The 18,340-nt window shown below is 41.5% G+C and carries 12 protein-coding genes; 6 read left to right on the forward strand and 6 right to left on the reverse strand.

Annotation, left to right across the window (positions count from 1 at the left end; genetic code table 11):
• Positions 1-73: 73 nt before the first annotated feature.
• Positions 74-2,578, forward strand: coding sequence for a M14 family metallopeptidase (locus ACFQZI_RS16780; protein ID WP_377144533.1), 2,505 nt, complete (start codon positions 74-76; stop codon positions 2,576-2,578).
• Between the two features lie 117 nt (positions 2,579-2,695).
• Here ACFQZI_RS16780 and ACFQZI_RS16785 read toward each other — a convergent pair whose 3' ends face one another.
• From ACFQZI_RS16785 to ACFQZI_RS16800, 4 genes are all read right to left on the reverse strand, one after another.
• Entirely contained in the window at positions 2,696-5,140 is a 2,445-nt protein-coding gene (locus tag ACFQZI_RS16785; protein ID WP_377144535.1) for an outer membrane beta-barrel protein, read from the reverse strand.
• A 225-nt stretch (positions 5,141-5,365) separates the two neighbouring features.
• A complete protein-coding gene (locus ACFQZI_RS16790; RefSeq protein ID WP_377144537.1) occupies positions 5,366-5,575 on the reverse strand; it encodes a hypothetical protein in 210 nt (69 codons plus the stop codon).
• Position 5,576: 1 nt separating this feature from the next.
• Positions 5,577-7,250 (reverse strand): PspC domain-containing protein, encoded by a 1,674-nt coding sequence (locus ACFQZI_RS16795; protein WP_377144539.1) that lies wholly within the window; start codon positions 7,248-7,250, stop codon positions 5,577-5,579.
• A gap of 24 nt (positions 7,251-7,274) precedes the next feature.
• Complete coding sequence (locus ACFQZI_RS16800) at positions 7,275-7,610, reverse strand: PadR family transcriptional regulator (RefSeq protein WP_377144541.1); 336 nt, start codon at positions 7,608-7,610, stop codon at positions 7,275-7,277.
• A gap of 185 nt (positions 7,611-7,795) precedes the next feature.
• Here ACFQZI_RS16800 and ACFQZI_RS16805 point away from each other — a divergent pair, with 185 nt between their 5' ends.
• Genes ACFQZI_RS16805 through ACFQZI_RS16815 form a run of 3 tightly spaced genes read left to right on the forward strand, consistent with a single transcriptional unit; the run spans position 7,796 to position 13,684 of the window.
• Positions 7,796-10,903 carry a SusC/RagA family TonB-linked outer membrane protein gene (locus ACFQZI_RS16805; RefSeq protein ID WP_377144543.1) on the forward strand — a complete coding sequence of 1,036 codons (3,108 nt, stop codon included), beginning with the start codon at positions 7,796-7,798 and terminating at the stop codon, positions 10,901-10,903.
• Positions 10,904-10,921: 18 nt separating this feature from the next.
• Complete coding sequence (locus ACFQZI_RS16810; protein ID WP_377144545.1) at positions 10,922-12,718, forward strand: SusD/RagB family nutrient-binding outer membrane lipoprotein; 1,797 nt, start codon at positions 10,922-10,924, stop codon at positions 12,716-12,718.
• Between the two features lie 24 nt (positions 12,719-12,742).
• A complete protein-coding gene (locus tag ACFQZI_RS16815; RefSeq protein WP_377144547.1) occupies positions 12,743-13,684 on the forward strand; it encodes a DUF1735 domain-containing protein in 942 nt (313 codons plus the stop codon).
• Positions 13,685-13,909: 225 nt separating this feature from the next.
• Here the strand turns inward: ACFQZI_RS16815 and ACFQZI_RS16820 are convergent, their stop codons facing one another.
• Both ACFQZI_RS16820 and ACFQZI_RS16825 read right to left on the reverse strand, forming a co-directional pair.
• A complete protein-coding gene (locus ACFQZI_RS16820; protein ID WP_377144549.1) occupies positions 13,910-14,317 on the reverse strand; it encodes a DoxX family protein in 408 nt (135 codons plus the stop codon).
• 14 nt (positions 14,318-14,331) lie between these two features.
• Positions 14,332-15,249 (reverse strand): S66 peptidase family protein, encoded by a 918-nt coding sequence (locus ACFQZI_RS16825; protein ID WP_377144551.1) that lies wholly within the window; start codon positions 15,247-15,249, stop codon positions 14,332-14,334.
• Positions 15,250-15,352: 103 nt separating this feature from the next.
• Here ACFQZI_RS16825 and metG point away from each other — a divergent pair, with 103 nt between their 5' ends.
• Both metG and ACFQZI_RS16835 read left to right on the forward strand, forming a co-directional pair.
• On the forward strand, positions 15,353-17,419 hold the full coding sequence (metG, locus tag ACFQZI_RS16830) for a methionine--tRNA ligase (protein ID WP_377144553.1): 2,067 nt from the start codon (positions 15,353-15,355) through the stop codon (positions 17,417-17,419).
• 68 nt (positions 17,420-17,487) lie between these two features.
• Positions 17,488-18,333 carry a hypothetical protein gene (locus tag ACFQZI_RS16835; protein WP_377144555.1) on the forward strand — a complete coding sequence of 282 codons (846 nt, stop codon included), beginning with the start codon at positions 17,488-17,490 and terminating at the stop codon, positions 18,331-18,333.
• Positions 18,334-18,340 lie beyond the last annotated feature (7 nt).

The raw sequence follows: 18,340 nt of genomic DNA on the forward strand, positions 1-18,340 counted from the left end.
GAATTAATAGCCTGATAGTGAAACCTGAAAAAAATATATTTAGATTAGCATTACTGACACAAGCATTTTATACATGATTAAAAAATTACTTTTTGTATTTATAGCTGCCTTCTGCGGCTACCCCGTTTTTGCCCAGCAACTACAATCGCCCGAACAATTTTTAGGATATAAACTGGGCGATAAATTTACCGCGCATTACCGCGTGGTAGAGTATTTTAAATATGTCGCGCAAACCGCCAAAAACGTACAACTACAGCAGTTTGGTACAACTAACGAAGGCCGCCCGCTACTGGCGATGTTCATAGCGTCTGACGATAATATAAAACGACTGGAAGAGATACGCCATAATAACCTGCGTATTGCCGGGGTAGAAAGCGGCGCGGTTACCCCAAATTCGCCCGTAATTACCTGGTTAAGCTATAATGTACACGGTAACGAGCCGTCGTCAAGTGAGGCTGCCATGTGGACCTTATTTGACCTTGCCGATCCTTCGAATTCGAAATCGAAGGAGTGGTTAAAAAATACGATAGTGGTTATAGACCCATGTCTTAATCCTGACGGGCGCGACCGTTACGTAAATTTTTATAATTCGGTACGTGGTGTAACACCGGATGCAAGCCCGTCAACGCGCGAGCATATAGAGCCCTGGCCGGGCGGACGTGTAAATCATTATTATTTTGACTTGAACCGCGACTGGGCATGGCAGGCACAAAAAGAAACACAGGCGCGTGTAGGCCTCTTTAACCAATGGCTGCCTCAGGTGCATGTAGATTTCCACGAACAAAGCTATAATAACCCGTATTATTTTGCCCCGGCCGCCGAGCCTTACCATAAAGATATTACACAGTGGCAGCGCGATTTCCAGATAGTGATAGGTAAAAACAACGCCAAACATTTCGACCAGAATGGCTGGATGTATTTTACCAAGCAGGAGTTCGACCTGCTTTACCCGTCATACGGGGATACTTATCCATTGTATAATGGCTCTATAGGCATGACCTATGAACAAGGCGGCGGCCCCTCCGGAGGGCTTGCCGTGGTAACCCGCAGCGGCGATACGCTTACATTGGCGCAACGGCTGGCTCACCACCACACAACCGGTTTAAGCACTGTAGAGATCGTATCCGAAAATGCGCAGAAGGTGGTAGATGAGTTTAAAAAGTTTTACGATAACAGCCGCCAAAACCCTCCCGGGCAATATAAAACCTACGTTATTAAAAATGACAACAACGAAAAAGTGAACGAACTGGCTAAAATGCTTACCCGCAATGGCATACAGTTTGGCTACGGGCTGGCTAATAAGTCGGTAACCGGGTATAATTATTTTACAGGTGCTACCGAGCAATATAATGTGGAACCGAACGACTTGGTGGTAAACGCCTATCAGCCAAAATCGGTACTGCTACATGTGTTGCTGGAGCCCAAAACCTTTATTCCCGACTCTGCAACCTATGATATTACAGCTTGGGCGTTGCCTTATGCATACGGCCTTAAAGCCTACGGTGTAAAAGAATCTTATAAACCCGCCAATTCAAACTCAAGTGTGGTTAAACCAGCCGCGCTAAGCAATACTAAAGCTTATGCTTATGTATCGGCATGGCAATCGGTAGCAGACGTTAAATTTTTAGCAGCCCTACTTAAAAATAAAATTAAGGTGCGTTACTCCGAACTGCCGTTTGAAGCAAACGGCAAAAAGTTTACGGCGGGTTCATTGTTAATAACCCGTGCAGGTAACGAGAAAATAGATTTTGACCGTGTTGTTACTCAGCTTGCTGCTAATATGGGGCACGAGCTTACACCGCTATCATCGGGCTTTGTTGATAAGGGCTCAGATATAGGATCGTACGATGTAAAGTTTATTAAGCAACCACACGTAGCACTTGTTACAGGAGATGGCATCAATTCGGAAGCACTGGGCGAGGTCTGGCACTTTTTTGAGCAGCAAATAGGTTACCCAATTAACCTGATCCGTTACCAGGATGTTAACCGTATTAAACTGGCGGATTACGATGTTTTGATCATGCCTGATGGGAGATATAACGACCTTTCGGCAGACAACCTGCAAAACTGGGTTCGCGACGGTGGCAAGCTCATCGCGTTAGAAAACGCCGTGGCAGCATTGGTTGATAAAAAAGGATTCGACGTTAAAAAGAAGGAAGCTAAGAAAGATGATAAACCCGACCCTAAAGCTAAACAAAGCATAAAACTTTATGCCGACCGCAACCGCGATGCCATCCGCTCGAGCATACCGGGCGCTATATTTAAGCTGAATATGGATAACACGCATCCACTTGGATTCGGGTTTCCTAACTATTACTACTCCCTAAAATTAAGTGATGATATTTACGAATTGCTTGGCGATGACAACTGGAATGTGGGCACCATTGATAAAAACGGTTATGTAGCGGGCTTTGCAGGTGTGCAATCTAAATCAAAAATTAATAATGGTATGTTGCTTGGCGTACAAAGCCTGGGCCGTGGTTCGGTAGTTTATCTGGCCGACGATCCGTTGTTCCGCAGTTTTTGGGAAAACGGTAAGCTGTTGTTCAGCAACGCCGTGTTTATGGTAGGACAGTAGATAGAGGCGAGAATTTTATAGTCAGGAATCAAGATTCTTATTTAATAAAGAAGGCCGGTGTTAATAGTCGGCCTTCCTTGTCTTAACTCTTAGGTCTTGTTATCGTGTTTCTCTTAATTATCCCCCGCTCTTTACCCTGCCTTTTTCGTCTTCGGCACCGGTTTGGTGTTTGCGGGTCTTTATTTTGCTATTACCAAAGTTATAGGTAAAGGTTATGCGGGCAATTCGGGTCTCGTTTTTTTGTACCAGGCTTAAGTTGGTAACAGAGTAGTTGGTGCTTACCCTGCTCTTCCTGGTGTCGAACACATCGCTCACAGCCAATTTTAAGTTCATTCTTTTCTGATAGAATGAGTGGCTTACACCGGCATCTATAGCGTACTGAGATTTTATTTTAAAGATGCTGTAGCTTTGCGCGGATTGATAATTGGCAGTAACTTCAAATTTATATCCCGGGATCATGAAGGTTTGCGTAGCCCTGCCCTGGAATGCAAACTGCCCGTTGTTGAGGTTTTGCCCCAGCAGCATAGGAGATTTAAATTGTTGATAAAAGCCATCAACATTCACGTTACCCGACCACCATTTTGTAATGGTATAAGGCGAATTGATATTAATATTATAGTTGTTTCTTGTGGCCAGGTTCTCATTGGTTTGGAATGTTGCCTTCCTAACAGTATCGGTGTATAAAACATCTACGCTCGCATCGGTAGTGCGGCTATACCCAAGTGTAACATTCAGGGTTTTATTATAAGTATACGCCAATTCAAAACTGTTGGTGTATTGCGGTTTCAGGAACGGGTTACCCTTTTCGTAGGTATACTGGTCCAGGTAGTAAGTAAATGGGTTAAGATTATCATAGCTCGGACGATCTATCCGGCGGCTGTAGTTGATACCAAGCTCATGCTTGGCCGACAGGGTTTGATTGATGAATAAGCTTGGAAAGAAATCGAGGTATGAACGGTGCACAACCTGGTTGTTAGTAATGAGGTTACCTGTAGAGGTAGTATTCTCGGCACGCAGCCCGGCTTGTATGGATGTCTTTTTATAGGTTTTACCCAGGTTTACATAGGCGGCATTTACTTTTTCATCGTACACAAAACGATTGGTGCGCGATACATCGTTTACAAACACGCCGCCTTGCTGTATCTCGGCCCGGAGGTCGTTATCAGTTTTAACAGAGCTTAGCTTAACACCGCTTTCAAGTTTTAGGCTTTTGCTTAGCGGGTACGTATAATCAGCTTTTGCAGTATAAATGCTGATGGTTGACGGGGTTGTATTTCGCAGGAACAATGATGGCTTTGCAACAGAGCCATTGGGCAGGTAAAACTCAGTAGCGTAATCTGCAAAAGAGTTATTTCTGAATTTTGAGTAATCCAGATCTATACTTAGTTCCTGCCCATTGGTATCAATAACCAGTTTGTCGTTCAAATTGATGGCAATATTGCGGTATGTTTGTTTGATATTGCTTGGCGTATTCTGGAATGAATCGATGCCCATAGGCACCGAGCCAATGTTTGTGCGGCTGGTATTGTTATTTAACTCGTTCGTGTAATCGCCGCTCACTACAAAGCCTAAGGTGTTGGTTGCCGAGGTATTATAATCGGCACCTACACGGTAGTTGTTATAATGCACCGGCTTTTTCATAAGCGTATTTTGGGTAAAGTAGCGTGTTGTAGGGCCGCTTACCACGGTACGGCTTATATCCAATACATTCTGGCGGGTAATGTCGCCATGGGTTAACGTCCCAAATATGTTAAGGTTACCTGTTTTATGGTTAAGGGTAAGGCTGGTGTTATCCCTAAAGTTTTTCCAGTAAGCGATTCCCGTAGTTAAGCTGCCATTTGTGCCGCTTTGCTTGTTCTTTTTTAATTTGATGTTGATAATGCCCGAATTGCCCGACGCATCATATTTAGCCGATGGATTGGTGATCACTTCTATAGATTGAATAGTGCTGCCATCTGTAGAACGTAACAAAGCCGCCAATTGGGTTGATGACAGGTAAGTAAGCTTATCATTTATCATTACGGTTACACCCTGTTTGCCTTTTAGCGATATGTTGTCGTCTTTATCAATTGTAACGCCGGGGGCGCGTTCCAGTATTTCCAAAGCGGAGTTACCTGCGGCCAGTACGCTATTTTCCACGTTCATTACTGTTCGGTCCATTTTACGCTCTATAAGGGGTTTGGTAGAGGTTATGGTTACGCCCTGTAAATCGCGGCTAACTTGCTGCATTTTAATAACAGGCGCATTTATGGCATTTCCTATAACATCAAAAGCGGGGCTAAAAGCTGGTTTATAACCCACATTGGTTGCCTTTACAATGTACTTGCCCTCGCTAATACGGTCGAAAACGTATTTACCGGCATCATTGGTAAGTGTCCCTTTTACTACGGATGAGTCTTTAGCTCTTAGAAGGGTTACCGTAGCATAATCCATTGGTTTGGATTGTTCGTTTAGTAGCTGGCCATTTATGGCGGCTGCCGGCTTAAGGGTTTGGGCATTAGCGGCGTAGCCGCAAGCCAATAGTAAAATGATATACAGGATTTTAGTGATTTGAGATTTCATGGTTGTAAAAATTTTGGCAATAAAAGCCCCGCGAAGGATTCTCCTTCGTTTTTTAACAGGCGATAAATTTTTGATTAAATGCGTCGGTAGATGTGCCGGGTTATATTATATATAATGTAGATATATGCATAGGTTGTAATTTATGTTGTATGCGGGCAATACGCCGGCATGTTGATGTCTTTTGTTATAAGATGGTAAAAGGGTGTTAAAGGTTACAGCAAAACTTTAATTTATTAGCTGTGGCAGCAATATCTCTACAACATCCTGGTATATAAAGCTATGAGTATGGCCGGGGTTTGCTGCACGTGTTTTATTTATAGCCGATATTGGCCTTATTGCAGATAAAGCGTCGTTTTTATGGATAGATGTATTATAAAAAAGTAATATAAGCCCGCTAAATAAAAGCAGGCTTATATAGTTTATAAAGGCTTTCATTTTATTGATCGGCATTTGCCCGGGCGACACTATCTGCCGCGGCTTTTTGTTGCGGTGTTTGTGGTATCACTACGGTATCTACCTTACATTGCAAGCCATTATCTGTCATGATGAATTTAGCAGACGAAGCTCCTTCCTGCTTGTTTATCTGCTTGCAATCATATACGTTAATATCTCTAACAAAGCGATCTATCTGATCATCGATAACAACTTTAGAGTTTAACGGAATCCTGAGTGTAAGGTGTAGTCTTTGCGCACGCCATAACCTGTCTGTTTGCTTTTCAAGCCGGCGGTTAAATTTTAACACATTACCCTCCTGTTTAAACTGGTAATTTGTTCCCCGGGCGTTATACAGTGCCTCCTGATAGTCGCTACCCCGGGCGCTGAAGGATTCTACCAACACCGGCTGAGCTACGTCGCTTTTTTCGATGTATATGTCAATATTCTTATCGGGCATATCCATGTTGTTATCATCATCGTCATCTAAGATAATGCGACCCCTAAAATCATCCTTAACATTCAATCGAACACTGTCTTCTTTCGTTAGAAATTTAATGTCATTTAGCTTTAAATAATAGGTACTATCGGCAGATGGTTTGATGTTTATGGTTTGACTAAAGCTGGCGTACTCCTTAAAATCAGCCGATGTTTTTGCAGTATAATATATAACAATGCTCAACGCGATGATCCACGTCATTAACATGGCCGAGCCCGCGGTGCGATTGATTACATTACCACGGAATACATAATGTATCAGCGTTAAAATTATAGCTAACAACGGTATAATTGCCATGAGTAAAGCACACACTATAAATATATTATTGACGTGCTGGTCGGCAATGTTAAATGGGAATATATGATAAATGCCCACATTACGGTTTCCATATGCAAAAGCCGATACGGTTACTATGATAAGCGCTATAATACCCGAAAATGCACTTGCAATTAATGCTATAGCTATTACCTTGCCCAGCACTTTGCCGGCACCACCTAAAAAGTTGCCAAAGTGGCTAAAAAAGTCGCCGGCAAAATCGCGGGTTTTATAAACAAATGGGCGGGCTTCGTTATGGAAGTTTTGCAGGTTCCCTTTTACAGTATTTAACTCTTCTTCAAAGTTTGATTTAAAACCCTGCAGGTCCAGCTTTTGGCCTTTCATAGCCATACGATCGGCACGGGTAACGGCCTTAGGCACAACTATCCACAGTATTATATAGAGGAAAATGCCTGTGCCAAAGAATGCTACAGCAATGGCAAATAGCAAGCGTACCCATACCGGGTTAAAATCAAAATAATTTGCGATGCCCGAGCAAACACCGGCTACCAGGCGATCATCAGGGTCGCGAAACAGGCGGCGGGACTCTTTACCGTAAGTAAATGCTTGCTGGGTGTGTGGTTTGGCGCCGTCTTCATCTACCTCAAAATCTTCTACCGAGCCCATTTGCTCAACAACGGTTTTAACATCCTGCACAACAACAACCTGTTTGCCTTCTTTAAGCAATATCTCATTAAACATTTCGGCAATGCGGTTCTCTATATCGGTTGTGATCTCAAGGCTATCGGCCGAGTTTAGGAAGTGGCGCTGCACATCGGTCATGTAGCTTTTAAGTATTTCGTAAGCATCTTCTTCTATATGGAAAACGATGCCGTTTATATTTATAATTATGGTCTTATTCATGATGGGGTGGTGATTTGTGGTTTATTAATTATTTCTGTCGCCAATTGCGGTTTGTACTGCAAAAGCCAGTTCCTGCCAGGTGCCGTCCAGTTGCTCCAGCACTTTACGGCCTTCATCACTTAGTACATAGTACTTACGTGGCGGCCCCGATGTTGACTCCACCCAGTTATAAGCGAGCAGTCCGTTGTTTTTTAATCGGGTTAATAAAGGGTATAGCGTACCCTCAACAACAAGCAGGCGGGCCTTTTTGAGCTCAGCAATAATATCTGATGCATAGATCTCGCCCTTTGCTATAATGGAAAGGATGCAATACTCCAGTATGCCTTTCCTCATTTGGGTTTGTGTGTTTTCAACAATCATAATACAAAGATATATGTTTAAAAATGTATTATGCAATACATAGTACTGTATTTTTTATCTTTTTTTAATTGTTTGAATTATTTTTATGAAAAAGCATCTTTTTTTACTTTTTTATTTGATTAATTGGTAGTGGAACACTACTTTTATGATTAATTAACTATTAACTGATCTTATTATTAACAAACATGAAAAAACTTCTACTAGTAAGTTTGTGTTTCCTGATGTTATGCGTAACGCAGGTGTATGCACAAAATCGTACGATTACTGGTACAGTTACTTCAAAGGATGATGGTTTGCCATTACCCGGAGTAAGTGTTACAGTAACCGGAACCTCAATTGGTACTCAAACCAATGCATCTGGTAAATTTAGTCTTAGTGTTCCTGCTTCGGCAAAATCATTAAGCTTCTCATTTATCGGTTTCCAAAAACAAACAGCTAATATTGGCTCGAGCGATGTTGTTAGCACTCAGCTATCATCAAGCGCTAACCAATTAGGCGAGGTAGTAATTGCAGCTGCGGGTTTGCAGGTGCAAAAAAGTACACAAGGTTACGCTACTACCCAATTAAAAAGCCAGGCTATTACACAAGGTAAAACCCCAAGTGTTGCAGCGGCTTTATCTGGTAAAGTTGCAGGTTTGCAAGTTAACGTTGTAAGTTCGGGTGTAAACCCACAGGTACGTATCGTACTACGTGGTAACCGTTCTTTATTGGGTAACAACCAGGCTTTAGTTGTATTGGATAACATTATTGTTCCAAACTCGGTATTGAGTAACCTTAACCCTGAGGATATTGAAGACATCCAGGTGTTAAACGGTTCATCAGGTGCGGCCCTTTATGGTTCTGATGCATCAAACGGTGCGTTATTGATCACTACCAAAAAAGGTAAAAAAGGCCAAACTTCAATCCGTTTCTCAAACACTACAAGTTTAGAGCAGGTTAGCTTCTTCCCTAAAGTTCAAAACAAATTCGGTTCTGGTTCTACTTCTGGTATTCAGGAATATATTCCTTACGAAAACCAGCAATTTGGTCCTGCTTTTGATGGTTCTTTAAAACCAATTGGTAGGGTTCTAGAGAATGGTGATCAACAAATTAAACCATACGCTGCAACAAATTCAAAAAATGACTTTTGGGAAACTGGTGTAACCAATCAATCAGATTTTACCTTACAATCAGGTGATGAAAAATCTACAGTTTACTTGTCAGGTCAGTATGTAACTCAGGAAGGTACAACACCTGGTGATAAATACAACCGTGCAGGTATCCGTGTGAATGGTACCCGTGATCTTGGTAACAAAGTAAGCTTTGAATACGCGGCTAACTATGTGCAGAACCGTTATGACATAACTACTGCTACTGGTACAATCTATGATAACTTGTTGAACCAACCGGACAACATCCGTATTACTGATTACAAAGACTGGAGAAATAATGAGTATGCTAACCCTAATGGTTTCTACAATGATTACTATGATAACCCATACTATACCAAAGATAACAACCGTCAAAAACTACGTACGGATTACTTAATTGGTAAAGTAGAGTTAAAATGGAAACCTATTACTGAATTAACCTTTGTTGGCCGTGTAGGTATATCTACTTACAATACTAACTACAAAAATTCTGTAAACAAATTTGTATTTACTCCTTACAGCTTAGCAAGTGGTAAAGCAAATACTTCAAGTAACATTCCAGGTAGCGTAGAAGACGGTAGCTCTTACATTACTCAATTACAATCAGAGTTACAAGGTACTTACGCTAAAACCTTTGGCGACTTCAAGGTGTCTTTCACCGCAGGTGGCCAGATGCGTGGTAACAATGATAACCAACAAACTATCAACGCCAGTGGTTTAATTCAACGCGATTTGTTCAACGTGGCTCAACGTTATACGCCAAATACTGGCGGTGGTCAAAGCTCAAACGTTAGGCGTCAGGTAGGTTTATATGCCGACTTGAGAGTTACCTACAAAGATTACTTAACTTTGGAAGGTACAGGTCGTAACGATTGGACTTCAGTTTTAGCTGTAGCTAACCGTTCATTTTTCTATCCTTCATTAAGTGCTTCATTTGTTCCAACCACAGCGTTCGAGGAATTGAAAAATAGCCATATCTTAAGTAGCTTAAAGATCCGTGCATCAGTATCTAAAGTAGGCCAGGCAAACATTGGCGCGTACTCTAACGTTCCTACTTACGGCCAAGGTGCTGGTTATCCATTTAGCACAGGTCCTGGTTACCGCATTAGCGGCCAGTTGGTTTCTCCAGGCCTTCGCCCGGAAATCACTAAAGGTTTTGAAGGTGGTTTTGACGCGTTATTCCTTGACGAGCGTATCTCTGCAAGCGTAACTTATTACAAAACTAATACCTCAGATCAAACGGTACCTGCAGGTGTATCTAACGCAACCGGTTACACTTCTTTCTTAAGAAATACAGGTAACCTTAAAAACGAAGGTATCGAGTCTGTAGTAAGTTTTATTCCTCTAAAAACTGCTGATTGGCAGTTAACTTTAGGAGGTAATTATACATTCAATGATAACAAGGTTACATCTATCAGCGGCGACTTAAAGGAAGTTCAATTGAGCACTGGCGGTAGCGCTCAGGTTTATGCTATTGAAGGGTACACCTATCCAACCTTAAAAGGTGTTGATTACCTGCGTGACCCACAAGGCCGTGTTGTAATTGACAGGACTACCGGTTATCCAATCGCTAACTCTGCTCAAACTATTTTAGGTAACACTAACCCTAAGCATCGTGTAGGTCTAAATGTTGAAGTAAAATACAAATCGTTAAGGTTCTTTGCTTTGGCTGAATACCGTACCGGCTTCTCTATCTACAATGATGGTGGTGGCGGCTTCGATTTCTCTGGTGCCGGTGCAAGAAGTGTATTCTACAACCGTGAGCGTTTTGTATTCCCTAACTCATCATACTTAGACCCTGCTACAAACCAGTACGTAGCTAATACTAACATTACTGTATCTGATGGTGGTGCAGGCTTCTTCCCTGATGGTAACTTCAACAGAAACGTTGCTACCAACTATATCTACAGTGGTGCTTCCTGGAAAATCCGTGAAGTTTCATTATCATACGATCTTCCTAAAACTTTGTTAGCCGGTCAAAAAGCTATTAAAGGTGTAAGTATTAGTGCACAGGGCCGCAACTTGTTCCTATGGGTTCCTAAATCAAACTTGTACACCGACCCTGAGTACAACTTCTCAGATGGTAATGCAATCGGTATCCAAACGTTAAGCCAAACACCTCCTACTCGTTACTATGGTGCAACCTTAACTGTAACATTATAATTTTTAATTAAAACAGAGATGAAAAGGATAAAAATATTTAGCATGATACTTTTGGGGAGCTGCTTAATTGCTGCTACTTCATGTAAAAAGTATCTGGATGTAAACAACAATCCAAACGCGCCTATTGACGCAACACCGGATCTTATTCTACCTGCGGCATTAGCACAAACTGCTGCTAACAACGTAGTATTTAACAGTTACGGAGCTTGGGTTGGTGGTTACCAGGCAAATGCCGGTGGTTTTGGTGGTTTTGGTTCTGAATTAACTTACAACTATTCTACCGCTAATAACAACGGTTTATGGTCTTCAAGCTTTAGTAACCTTAATGATTACCAGACAATCATCAACAAAAGTGATGCAACCGGTGTCTACAAGAACTATAACGCTATTGCTAAGATCATGAAAGCGTACAACTACCTGCGTTTAATTGACGTTTATGGTGATGTACCCTATAGTGAAGCTTTAAAAGGATTAGGTAACCTTACGCCTAAATATGACAAAGCCGAGGATATTTATAAGGATTTATTTGTTCAAATTAACGAAGCTATAGCTTCATTAGCACTTCCAAATAACCCAACATCAACTATCAAATCACTAACCAGCCCCAATAGCCAGCGTATCGATATCTTTGGTGGTTATGATGCAGCTCATACAACATTTAACGATGCGAGTTTTGAGTCAGACGGTTATCCAAACGCGAAGTGGACTGAACTTGCTAACACTATAAAGCTTAAAATGCTTGTACGTATTCGTGAAGTTGCAAGCCTTGCATCTACTTTTAACGCCGAGAAAGCAAAATTAGCAAGTGCAACTTTTATCACTTACGATGTTAAAGCACAACCAGGTTACGCTGCACAAGGTGGTAAACAAAATCCTGCCTGGAATGCTTATGCTTACGATGCCAACGGTACTGCTTCTCAAAAAATTACTATTCCTACCTTTTATTCATTAGGTTATTACAAAGGGGAGAAAATTTTTGACCGTGTTAGAGGTGCCGGAATTACAGTATCGAGTTACACTGCTAAAATCTTTAACGGGTCTACAGTTACTGCAGCCAACCAACTGGGTATTACTGATGCATTTGTTCCCGCATCTCCAAATGGTACGTTTTGGTATGTTGGCAGCGCATCAGGTACATCGGGTGATGCATTAGGTATCTTAAAAGGCCCAACTGCTTCTATGCCTATCTTCCTTGCTACAGAAAGTTATTTTTTGCAGGCTGAGGCTGCGTTGTACGGTATTATTCCTGGTAGCGATGAAACCTATTTTTATAAGGGTATTGAAAGCTCTTTCAGGTATTTGTACACCAAGCAAAACGAGGCTATCAGTACCGATCACGTACCTGGCATAAGCGCAGGTTCTGATGTTGATTTTTACAGGACTGACGATGATGATTCTGCTAATAGCCCCATTGGCAATCAGTATAATTATTTGGTTAACTATGGTTTACCTAATCCTAATACTCCTGCTCTTGTTCTCAACAGAAATGATACATATAACACTAATTCTACTCAACGTAAATTAGAAGCTATCATTACTCAAAAATGGATCGCTTTAACTTATATCCAAAGCAATGAAGGCTGGTCTGATTACAGGAGAACCGGTTACCCAGTAACAGGTAACCAATATGCTCCGGCTGGTTCTAACGTTGACCCGAAATATTATAATTTTGCTTCTGTTCAATCTGTATCAACCCGTCCAGATAAATTGCCTGTAAGGGTATTATATCCTGCGTCAGAATATGCGTTAAACCCTGCAAACGCACCTGCCGGAATCAATGCATTTACCTCACGTGTGTTTTATGATTTAAATTAAGACGGATATTTAAACAAAAAGAAAATGAAAAAATATTTAAACATAATAACGTTAGCGTTATCAATCACCGGCTTATCATCTTGCTTAAAAGATGATAAAGCCAACCTTACGCCGGATAATTCACCAGCTGTAGTGGAATTTTCATCATCAAACGTAGAGTTGCCGGCATCATCAACGGGAAGTAACTATGCCTTGTTCGTAAGAACCTTTGAAAGAGGACCGGAAATGGATGTTCCCTTTGATGTTAATTATACAGGTGGTGCGGCAGCTCCGCAAGACATTAAAGTTACAATTGGTGTTAAAGCAGCAGCTATCCAAGAGTATGTAGCAGAGCGATTAAGCAAAGATCATATAACTCTTACCGGTTTTACAGAACTTCCGAGCAACTTATACACCCTGCCAACTGATGTGGTAATTAAAAAAGGTGAACGTAAAACAACTATACACGTTAAGTTTAACAGCGCAGGTATTAATAATTTCAGCTTAAAATACATACTTCCGCTTAGCATTACTGCTGCAGATGGTGCTACCGTAAGCGGTAACTTTGGTACTATTTTGGCGCAATTAGGTGTTAAAAACGCTTATGATGGTATTTACGACCTTACCGGAACAATTACAAGGTACAACAATGGTACAACAAACCCCGACAACAGCTTAGGTGGAACATATCCAACTAATCCTCCGCTTACATCTGCGGTAACTACTATAGGTGCAACTCAAAATACCTTTCAACTTTTCTGGAGAGATGGTAGTGGTATAGCAGGTATTGACGGATTAAATCTTGCTGTAGACCCTGCAACTAACCTGGTCACTGTAACAACGAACCCTGCAACTGTATTAGCTAATACTCCAGGAGAGGTTAACAAATATGATCCGGCTACAAAAACGTTTAAATTGCACTTCACTTGGGGTGCTACAAATAAACGTATCGCAAATATTACACTGAAATATAATAGAGTGCGATAATTAAAGTTTAGAAAATAATGTGAAAGCCGCCCTCATTTGAGGGCGGCTTTTTTTATAGTCTCATAACATAGTATTTAACAGAGCGCTATTGCTTGCGAGTTATTCAGATTGCACGGAGAATCAAGATCATAGATAGTACAATAATCTTTGTAGCACTTTTATGCATAAATAAGATTGTGCATGTGCTTATTAGTATTGTGTGTGTATATGATGTATAACCTGGTCTTACTTTTTATCTACACTATACCTGCCCGGGCCTATAAAGAATAAACCTGCAAACATAATTGCATCTTCTATGGCATGAGCAGCGCCTTGCAACCCGTCTCCTTTGCCAAGATGCATAGCCGCTGCAACAAACAGGTTTATAACCAGCAACAAGCACACCGGGCGAAAAGAAAGCCCTATGAGTATAAGAAAACCACCCAGCGTTTCTGTTAAAGCAGCAAGGAAGCCCCAAAACACCGGCGCGAAATGGATGCCTACATACTTGGTGGATTCGCCCAGCCCAGCCCAGCCGTTTGGCCCGCCCATCAATTTAGGATAGCCATGAAAGATGAACATTGCGCCAAGGCCTATGCGAATAATGAGCAGGCCAAGATCTTTATACTTACCAAGAGAACTTAAGTATGCCATATTATGTAAGTTTATTAAGAATAACTTATTTCAACGCCTTCTGTTTTTACAGATAAGTATACTGCTTTACCTAATACCAGGCTGCAGTTATTTGAGATATGCCCTGACGGGAAATCAAAGCAAACAGGGTAGTCATATTCAGCCACAACATCCATTACAATTTCGGGCAGGGTTTGGCCAAATGGAATGTCGTTATCTTTCAGATCGGTAAAACCGCCTACTATTAGCCCGGCAAGGTTTTGTAGCTTACCGGCGCGCTTAAGCGCTCGTAACATTCTATCTATTGCGTAAAAGTATTCGCCTACGTCCTCAATAAATAAAATTTTTCCGCCGTAATCCATATCACTAACTGAGTTGATTATGGCAAGCAGTAATGAAAGGTTACCGCCTATAAGCATCCCTTTGTTTGTACCAGTGCGGTTTAACGGGTTACCGGCTATTTTGTAGCTCAGCTGTTGGCCAAAGAGCGCTATTCTTAAAGTGTCTAACGAGTATGCTGAAGCGTCGGGAATGTTTAAAGGCATCTGCCCATGTATGCAAGGCAAGTTATAATTGCTGATAACATGCGAATGTAACAGAGTAATATCGCTAAAGCCAATGAGCCATTTTGGGTTAGTGGCGAGGTGGTTAAAATCAACAAGGTCAACCATCCGGATAGTGCCATATCCTCCACGAGCGCAAAAAATGGCTTTAATGCTATCATCGTCAATAAGGCGCTGCATATCTGCCGCGCGAAAAGCGTCGTCTCCTGCAAATTGGTGGTAACTCGCGTTTACAGTTTGCCCCAATACAACTTCAAGGCCCCAGCTTGATAATAGTTTTACCGCGTCATCCATAGGTATGGGCAGTTTTTTGGCAGGGCAGGTGATAGCTACTTTGTCGCCCTTTTTCAGATAGGGGATCATCGAAGTGGTAAGGGTATTTGTCGGCATAGGTCCGGGATTGATTTTACTGATTGAGGCAGTGTCTTTCTGTCTTCCCCAACTTTCTGACTTAAAAAAATTATCTTTGCAAATTAATAAACATCCCCGTTTAATGTCGCAACTTAATAAATATAAAAGATACACCATAACCTCGGCGTTGCCTTATGCCAACGGGCCGCTGCACATTGGCCATTTAGCCGGCGCTTACCTGCCGGCAGATATTTTTGTACGTTACCTGCGGCTAATGAAAAAGGATGTTGTTTACATCTGCGGATCTGACGAGCATGGAGCGGCCATCACCATAAAAGCTAAAAAAGAGGGCACCACGCCACAGGCTATTATTGATAAATACCACAACCAGATAAAAAAAAGTTTTGAAGAATTTGGGGTAGCGTTTGATATTTACCATCGTACGTCGTCATCTATTCATCATGACCTTTCGCAGGAGTTTTTTCTGAACTTATACGAAAAGGGCGAGTTCATAGAGAAATACTCTGAACAATACTACGACGAAGACTTTGACCAGTTTTTGGCAGATCGTTATATTACAGGAACCTGCCCCGTTTGCAGCTACGATAAGGCTTACGGCGACCAATGTGAAAATTGCGGCACATCCCTGAATCCTACCGATCTTATTGACCCCATATCTACCCTAAGCAATAAGAAGCCGGTTTTAAAACCGACTAAACACTGGTATTTACCGCTTGATAAATACCAGCCATGGTTAGAGAAATGGATTGATGAGAAAGAGGGTGAATGGAAGGTAAACGTTTTTGGACAGTGCCGCTCGTGGTTAAAATCAGGCTTGCAGCCCCGGTCAATGACGCGTGACCTGGACTGGGGAATTGACGTACCGTTAGAAGAAGCTAAAGGAAAAAAGCTATACGTATGGATGGATGCGCCAATCGGATATATATCGGCTACCAAACAATGGGCTATTGATAATGGTAAAGATTGGCAGCAGTACTGGAAAAAGCAGGCCAATACCGAGGATGATGCCTGCCTGATGCACTTTATTGGTAAGGATAATATAGTATTCCATTGTATCATATTCCCGGCGATATTAAAAGCGCACGGCGATTATATATTGCCGCAAAACGTACCGGCTAACGAATTTTTAAACCTGGAGGGCGATAAGCTTTCCACATCTCGCAACCATGCGGTTTGGCTGCACGAGTACCTGGAAGAATTTCCGGGTAAGCAGGATGAATTACGTTACGTACTAACATCGATCTTGCCGGAAACCAGCGACAGTGAATTTACGTGGAAGGATTACCAGGCACGTGTGAATAACGAATTGGTTGCCATTTTAGGTAACTACGTTAACCGCGTAATGATACTAATGCATAAATACTATGATGGCAAGGTAGAAAACGATGGCGCTACTATTAAATTAACCGACGCCAAAATAGATGCAGAGTTAGGCTCGTATTACGATGAGTTAGGTAAAAACCTGGAGAATTACCGTTTCCGTGCTGCCTTGCAAAACGTAATGGATATGGCCCGCCTGGGCAACCGTTACCTTACCGAGCAAGAACCATGGAAAGCTATAAAAAATGAGCCAGAGGCCGCTAAAACAGCTTTACATAATAGTTTGATACTAATAGGCCGTATAGCAACCTGCCTGCAGCCATTTTTACCTGCAACAGCCGCTAAAATATTTGATATGTTAAATTTAGATGCAGTTGCGTTTGACAAGGAACTTGAGTTTGCGAATGGGCACCAACTTAAACCAGCCACATTACTGTTCGAGAAAGTTGAGGATGAACCCATAGAGAAGCAAATTCAAAAACTGGCTGATAAAAAGACTGCATCAACTTTGGCTGTTAAACCGGTTGTAGTACCGGCAAAGGCTAATATTACCTTTGATGAATTTGTGGGAATGGATATTCGCATCGGAACCATTCTTACCGCAGAAAAGGTTGCTAAAACTAAGAAACTTTTAAAGTTAACCATCGATACAGGCATCGATCAACGTACAGTGGTATCTGGCATTGCCGAGCATTACGAGCCCGAAACTATAATAGGTAAACAGGTAAGCATACTGGTGAACCTGGAGCCAAGGGAAATAAAAGGCATCATGTCGCAAGGGATGATATTAATGGCAGAAAATGCCGAAGGCAAGCTAAGCTTTGTTTCTCCAAATGAAGAAATGCCAAATGGTTCTGTAATAAGGTAAAAAGTTTGTTAATAATTAAACCATGACTTGAATTTTAAGTCATGGTTTAACAATTAACACTTATTAAAATGAAGACCTTAACTTTTACTCTCCTCACAGTATGTTGCTTTATACTCATATCATGCAGCAGGTATCAATTAAATGTTATTAGCAGCCAAAACAGCAACAAGAACCAGCAAACAGGAGATCTTGAATTTGAAAATGATTCTGTTAAAATTGCTTACTCCTTTTACGGCCCCGACGCCCCTGTTACCGTAAACATTCAAAATAAGTTAGATAAACCTTTATATATTGATTGGCAAAGATCAGCCATGATCATTGAGGGCAGGGCTGTAAGCTACGTTGCAGATAAAATTGCCGTTAACGGCCGTGTTGATACCCAAACGGATACTTATCATTATAATACCAACTCGGCATTTAGTAATCCAAGTTATACTACAGGTAGCATTAATGCAGTAGCCAACCTGCCAAAAACTGCTACTTTTTTACCACCTCACTCTCAAGCCAGCAATACCAGTATAAGGCTTACTCAAGGGTTTTTAAGCATTCCGGATAGCGCATTTAATAAATCGAAAATGACCCGTATATACGAAGACACAGTTGACCCTATTAATGTTAAAATGGCTGATTTTACAGCGCAAAATTCTCCTTTAAAATTCCGTAGCTACTTAACACTTTACATCGTAAACGGTAATGAGGTAAAGCCGGTTAATTATCAAAACGACTTTTTTGTATCGAGATCGTTAACCACAACTACAAATCCAAAAGACTTAACAGAGTTTAACCAACAACGCGGCGACTACTTTATTAACTCAAAAGCTACAGGGTACGGCAAAACAATGGCTACAATAGGCGTTGTTACAGCCGTAGGTGCTGCGGGGGCATTAAGCAGCTCGCAAAATAATAGTAAATAATATGTTT

The organism is Mucilaginibacter lutimaris (assembly GCF_042676625.1).
GTDB classification, from domain to species: domain Bacteria; phylum Bacteroidota; class Bacteroidia; order Sphingobacteriales; family Sphingobacteriaceae; genus Mucilaginibacter; species Mucilaginibacter lutimaris.